We start from the raw sequence: 6,316 nt of genomic DNA, 5'->3' as shown, positions 1-6,316 counted from the left end.
CTGCTCGTCCGTGAACCGTGAATGCTTCATTCCGTCCGTCTCCTTGATACGACGGACTCTACCAAAATCTGGAGGAAGTTCAGGGGCTCAGGTCAGAGGTATTATCGCCCCGACGGCATCCGTAGAGCATCGATCTTTCGCTCGGCTCGACCTCGCAGCAGTAAGCCCCCGGTGAGGGCCGTCTTGCGAGGTTGATGCGAACATTGGAAGTCCTAGTGCAAACACTAGGAGTAGTCCTATGACGAAGCATCCGATTGAAGTCATCACGTCTGTCGAGCGCCGTCGGCGCTGGTCCCGCCAGGACAAGGAGCGTCTCGTTGCAGCCTGCCTTGAGCCAGAGGCGGTTCTCTCCGAGATTGCCCGTGGGGCCGGTATCCACGTCAGCCAGCTCTTTCGGTGGCGCAAGGAGCTTTGCCAGATCGAGGAACCGAGGACCGAGACGGCGCGCAGGTTGGTGCCGGTTATCCTGTCTGAGGCCCAACCCGCGGCTACGGACGCGCCAGCCCCATCGCAGTCCCGCCGGAAGCGTAGCGATGTGACGATTGATCTGGGCCGCGGTCGGCGCGTCCGCGTGGATAGTGACATCGACACGGAGGCGCTCGGCCGCATTCTCGACTGTGTGTTGGGTCGTCGATGATCTCGGTCCCTGCTGGTGTGAAGGTCTGGCTGGCAACGGGCCATACAGACATGCGCAAAGGCTTTCCCGGTCTGTCGCTGATGGTGCAAGAGACGCTGAAGCGCGATCCGATGTGCGGGCATCTGTTCGTCTTCCGCGGTCGTGGCGGTGGCCTGATCAAGGTCATCTGGCATGATGGTCAGGGAGCCTGCCTGTTCACGAAGAAGCTGGAGCGGGGACGCTTCATATGGCCGTCGGCGGCCGATGGAACCGTTGTGATTACGCCTGGGCAGCTTGGTTATTTGCTGGAAGGTATCGACTGGCGAATGCCGCAAAAGACCTGGCGGCCGACCTCGGCCGGATAAGCAAAAACGCTGGAAACGCTGGATAGAATATGATTCCATCAGCCCATGAACGATGCGGCTGAACAGCTTCCTGACGACCTTGCCAGCGCACTTGCGGCCCTGGCGGCGGAGCGTGCCCGGCGCATCACGGCCGAGGCCGAGGCAGCGACCGCCAAGGCAGAGGCCGCCAGCGCGAAGGCGCTCGTGTCGCACTCCGAGGCGCTGATCGCGCGGTTGAAGCTGGAGATCGAGAAAGTCCGCCGGGAGCTTTACGGCAGCCGCTCCGAGCGCAAAGCGCGGCTTCTCGAACAGATGGAACTGCAGCTCGAGGAGCTGGAGGCTGATGCTGGCGAAGATGAACTGGCGGCGGAGATCGCAGCCAATGCCTCGACCGTTAGGGCCTTCGAGCGCAGGCGACCATCACGCAAGCCCTTTCCTGAACATCTCCCGCGCGAGCGTGTCGTCATTGCTGCTCCGACAAACTGCCCCTGCTGCGGCTCGGCCAAGCTGTCGAAGCTCGGTGAGGATATCACAGAGACGCTGGAGGTCATTCCGCGTCAATGGAAGGTCATTCAGACCGTGCGGGAGAAGTTCTCCTGCCGCGAATGCGAAAAGATCACGCAGCCGCCAGTACCCTTCCATGTGACGCCACGCGGCTTTGCCGGACCCAACCTTCTGGCGATGATCCTGTTCGAGAAGTTCGCCCAGCACCAGCCGCTCAATCGCCAGAGCGAGCGCTATGCCCGAGAGGGGATCGACCTCAGCCTGTCGACGCTGGCCGACCAGGTCGGCGCGTGTGCCGCGGCCCTGAAGCCAATCCATTCGTTGATCGAGGCCCATGTCCTGGCCACCGAGCGACTGCATGGCGACGACACGACCGTACCGATCCTGGCGAAGGGAAAGACCGATACGGGCCGCATCTGGACCTATGTCCGGGATGACCGGCCGTTTGGCGGGCTGTCACCGCCTGCGGCACTGTTCTACTCATCGCGAGACCGGCGACAGGAGCATCCCGAACGCCACCTAAAGACCTTCTCCGGCATTCTGCAGGCGGATGCCTATAGCGGCTACAATCCGCTGTTCAAAGTAGATCGCGATCCCGCGCCTCTGCGCCAAGCACTCTGCTGGGCACACTCACGCCGCAAGTTCTTCGTGCTGGCCGACATCGCCGCGAACGCCAAACGTGGCAGCAAAGCTGCGCCGGTCTCGCCAATGGCGCTGGAGGCCGTCAAACGGATCGATGCCCTGTTCGATATCGAACGGGAGATCAACGGTCTTGCCGCAGAGCAGCGCATGGAGCGTCGCCGCAAGGACAGCCAGCCGCTTGTCGAAGAACTGCACGATTGGCTGCAAATCGAGCGAGCAAAACTGTCGCGCAGTTCTCCCGTCGCCGAGGCAATCGACTACATGCTCAAGCGCTGGGATGGCTTCACGTCATTCCTCGACGATGGCCGGATTTGTCTCACGAACAACGCCGCCGAACGCGCGCTCAGAGGCTTTGCACTCGGCAGGAAGTCATGGCTATTTGCCGGATCGGATCGTGGTGCTGAACGTGCGGCGTTCATGGCGACACTGATCATGAGCGCCAAGCTCAATGACATCGATCCGCAGGCCTGGCTTGCCGACGTCCTCGCCAACATTGCCGACACGCCGATCAGCAGGCTGGAGCAATTGCTGCCGTGGAACTGGAAACCGATGCAAACAGCAGCCGTTGCGGCATAGGATCAACGATGGATCACAAAGCCAACCGAGCTATCATTCGGAAAATATTGCTCACAGAATGGGACCCCATCGGGGTGTCGGACATTCCTGAAGCGCAAGACGAATATGATGCCTATGCCGATACCGTCTTTGGCATGCTGACCAACCAAACCGCCTCAGTTGACGCCATCGCGCAGTATCTCTTCAAGATCGCGACTGAGCACATGGAGCTCTCATACCCAGAACTTGCAGAGCGCTGCGACAAGGCTGCCAAAGCTATCGCGGAACTTCAGTCAGGCCGCTGAAGCTGGACACCATCAGCGCCAACCGCGGTAGTCACCGGATACTTACTCGCAGCATGGCTTTCAGCTTCGAGAATGCGTTCTGAATGGGGTTGAAGTCCTGGATATAGGGCGGAAGGAACATGAGCTGGCGCCGGCACGTTCCATGGCATCGCGGACGTCGGCCTTCTTGTGTGCGGCCAGGTTATCCATAATGACCACGTCGCGGGTCTCCAGCATCGGCCACCGGTCCTTGAAAATGTCTTCGCAAACTGCCGAATGGACCGACTGTCAGTGATGTCCATGTGGGCGATTTCGATACCTCCTCCAATGGAGGCTACTGCTTTCGTTGCGCGCTCGACGTCCCTTGCAGGGACTATAACCCGAGAGCCGGCGCTTGAATGCACGGGCAGTCTCAAGACCGAAACCCGCATATCCCCCAGTTACTATGGCGGCTTTTCCAGTAAGTTTATTCCACGGATCACCAAGCGCTTCTCCGCTCTTTTGCTCGCGAAAGAGTACCGCTAACTGTCAAAAGCGTAGATACGGGAAACGCTGCCTACCGCAGCGGCGCGAATTGCCGGCTCACAGGACGTCGCTTCGCGGGCCGCCGGTCTCGGCGAAGAAAAGACTAAGGTCGTCGATCGAAACTTTTGGATGCCTCCAGTGCCGTGCGATTTTTGAGGTTGCGTTTCTCAGCTCAGTTTATTAACAAAAGCTTTCAAAACCCAACTGAATTCCATAATAGAGCCTATGCCGCCGGCTCGAAGAATTCAACGGCTTGCTTGTTTACAGAACGTGTGGGTCGCAGGTTCGCATCCCCTCAAGAGCTAATAAAAACGCAAAGTAAGTGTGTGCCCCTAGTCGACCTTTAGGAGGTTTGAATGTTTAATGTAGCCAACAGTCCGGCCATTACGCTCAACTTCGGCGTTTCCCAAAAGCACCTGCCTGACGGTTACAAGTGTTCCTGCGGATAGATGTTCCATGGGTTGACCTGACAGATCGGGCTTTGCGAACACCTCTGAGGGCGCGACTACGACGAAGCGTGACTGGCTTGCTGCAATAGCGCTCGCTGAGGAAGAGCTTTCCACAAGACCGACTGTCGCGGTTCCTATTTCGAAGTTGGATCCCACAAATGCAGATTGCGGGATTTGCCGCTGCTTGAACTCCCTAAAGCTATATTCAGGAACGGATTTATCTAGCCAGCTCATGATTTCAAGGACATCAATCTGGCTGTCTTTGTCGGTATCGGCTTTTCCAAGGCCCTCAAGAAAGGCGTAGGTGAACACGCCGTGGCCTCTGAACCCCTCTAGCGCAGGCGCATCGTCTGTCGACGCAGCGATAGTCGTTCGACCTAGGGCGCGCGTCATTTTCTCAAACGCGACGGCACGCTGGAGTCCCCTGGCCGCAACGCGTAGCCCAGTCATTGAGCCACTCTCGCAGGTGTCGAGCAGCACCATGCTTTTTTGACTTGGAACCATCGCAAGCCATGACTGAAACTGATCTTGGTCTATTGCGTTGTTTGAAAAAGAATTTTCGTCCTTGTAGAGAAAATCGTAGGGAATGAAGTAATAGCGCCCATCGACAGTTTTCCCGTGCCCTGCAAGATAAAAGACAAAGGTATCGTTCGGGCGAGCCTCATTGGCGACTTGTTCAAACGCGGCCCCTATTCCCGCGGCTGTGGCCTTTTCGTCTAGAACGTTGGCGATCTGAACCCCGCCTTCAAAATGTTGGCCGGCCTTTTCGAAGGCCTTTGAGATGGCAATTGCGTCAGGTACCGCATAATTGAGCGCAAATTTGCTATCGAAATATGCGTTCACACCCACCGCAAGTACGAAGAGCCTTGGTCTTAGAGCTTCTGAATTGTCGACCGTCAGTTCCAACGAAACGGGATCCGACGCGATTGATCCATTGGCGTTGTATGCGATTACCTCGATGTGATTAAGACCATTCTGAAGGAACAGTGATTTCGTTTCGCGTCGAGATGGGCCGCTTTGCACGCGGGCGAGCCCGCGTGTTGAAATCCCGGATGTGACGCCGTTGATGCGCCACTCGAGTTTGCCAATGCCGCCGCCGGCATCCTTGAGTTCGATGTCGAGATCCACTTTGCCTTCACGTACAGAGGGGTTGAGGTCCGTAAACCTCAAAATCGGAGGGGGCCCAGCCGTAAGCAGCTTTTCCATATCCAGGCCATCCGCTGCAGCGGCGACAACACCCTCGATGTCGCCCCCGATTTTTTCCTCGACTAGATCGGGCCTGAAAAGGCTACTGTAGAACTGGTCAATACTGTAGACATTGAGGCCCTTAACGACCTTGAGTGTCTTTGCTGCCTCCGGCGTGGCGTCAAAAAAACCTTCTGGAGTTATGGTAACGGACCCACCCCGTTCGTTCGGAATGATAGTAGCGAGTAGAGCTCCGGTCTGAAGCGACCAAATCTTAATCGTACCATCGTCGCTTGCGCTATAAAGCCGAGTGCCATCGGGCGAGTAAGTGAGGCTTGTAATTGCCCCGGAGTGGCCTGACAGCTTAAAGGTCTCATAGGCCGCTTCGCCCAATGCGCTCCACACACGAATTATGCCTAACATTCCCCCGGACGAGAACGTTTCACCAGTCGGTGAGAAGGCCAGCGCATCGGTACGATCATATCCGATATCGAAGCGGGCAAGCTCGCGATTTAGGCGCCAGTTTCTGAGTTGTACCGACCCGCCGGCAGGATCAAAGCGCGCTATCGCTAATTGATCATTGTTTGGCGAAAACACCAATTTGGAAAGACCACTACCATTTTCCGAAATTTCCAGAGGGTGCCCGTTGAAGGTGTGTAGCTGTATGATTCCATAATCGTCGAACGCTACAACCTCGCCGTCCGGTGATAGACTCGCCTGCTCCCGCCCCTGAAAGGACTTGATCTCTTTTCGTGTGTCGAGATCCCACAACGCGGCGCTGTCTGCACCCGCTGAAGTGAAGTATCTACCTGTCGGTGATACGGATAGCCATACATCGCTATTTGCCAGCAAGCGATGTAGCTCGGCGGGCTTGGATATTCTCAGGAGGTCAAGTGGCCCCTTCTTCGTTGCGACGATCAGGCGATCCGTGGCCTGATCTGCAGCCACCGAGTTAATCGAGGTCATATAGGTTTTGAAAACCGAATCTTGTCGTGCGCTGACAGGGTTCCAAAGTGTAAGCGCCCCTTTGCTGTCTCCGCTGACGAGACGCTGCGCTTCCTTTGAATATGCAAGGGACGTAACGGTTAGAGCGGGCTTGCCAAATCCGGTGAGAATATTGAATAGCCCCTAGATTTGTAGACGCCTTCTTTCCTAATTTTGAGGCAGGAAGAGCATCATGAGCAAATCGAATTTCAGCGAAGATTTTAAGCG

At 56.8% G+C, this 6,316-nt stretch carries 5 protein-coding genes and 1 pseudogene; 4 read left to right on the top strand and 2 right to left on the bottom strand.

The annotated features are described in order from the left end of the window. Nucleotides 1–238 precede the first annotated feature (238 nt). Genes tnpA through J2Y63_RS35090 form a run of 4 tightly spaced genes read left to right on the top strand, consistent with a single transcriptional unit; the run spans nucleotide 239 to nucleotide 2,966 of the window. Entirely contained in the window at nucleotides 239–637 is a 399-nt protein-coding gene (tnpA, locus tag J2Y63_RS35105) for an IS66-like element accessory protein TnpA (protein WP_104680587.1), read from the top strand. Continuing rightward, nucleotides 634–981, top strand: coding sequence for an IS66 family insertion sequence element accessory protein TnpB (tnpB, locus tag J2Y63_RS35100; RefSeq protein WP_435269796.1), 348 nt, complete (start codon nucleotides 634–636; stop codon nucleotides 979–981). Before tnpA ends, tnpB begins: the two co-directional genes overlap by 4 nt. A 45-nt stretch (nucleotides 982–1,026) precedes the next feature. Further along, entirely contained in the window at nucleotides 1,027–2,682 is a 1,656-nt protein-coding gene (gene tnpC / locus J2Y63_RS35095) for an IS66 family transposase (RefSeq protein WP_435269795.1), read from the top strand. Between the two features lie 8 nt (nucleotides 2,683–2,690). Then, complete coding sequence (locus J2Y63_RS35090) at nucleotides 2,691–2,966, top strand: hypothetical protein (protein ID WP_104680585.1); 276 nt, start codon at nucleotides 2,691–2,693, stop codon at nucleotides 2,964–2,966. Between the two features lie 46 nt (nucleotides 2,967–3,012). On the opposite strand, the pseudogene J2Y63_RS35085 reads toward J2Y63_RS35090, so the two are convergent. Next, a pseudogene (locus tag J2Y63_RS35085) lies at nucleotides 3,013–3,185 on the bottom strand (transposase); the annotation flags it as partial. Between the two features lie 617 nt (nucleotides 3,186–3,802). Then, on the bottom strand, nucleotides 3,803–6,070 hold the full coding sequence (locus tag J2Y63_RS35080; protein WP_435269794.1) for a caspase family protein: 2,268 nt from the start codon (nucleotides 6,068–6,070) through the stop codon (nucleotides 3,803–3,805). Nucleotides 6,071–6,316: the final 246 nt, after the last annotated feature.

The sequence above is a fragment of the Shinella sp. BE166 genome, from assembly GCF_051201095.1.
Lineage (GTDB): Bacteria > Pseudomonadota > Alphaproteobacteria > Rhizobiales > Rhizobiaceae > Shinella > Shinella lacus.
The sequence above is the reverse complement of the archived record's forward strand: the minus strand, read 5'-3'. Positions and strand labels throughout refer to the sequence as shown.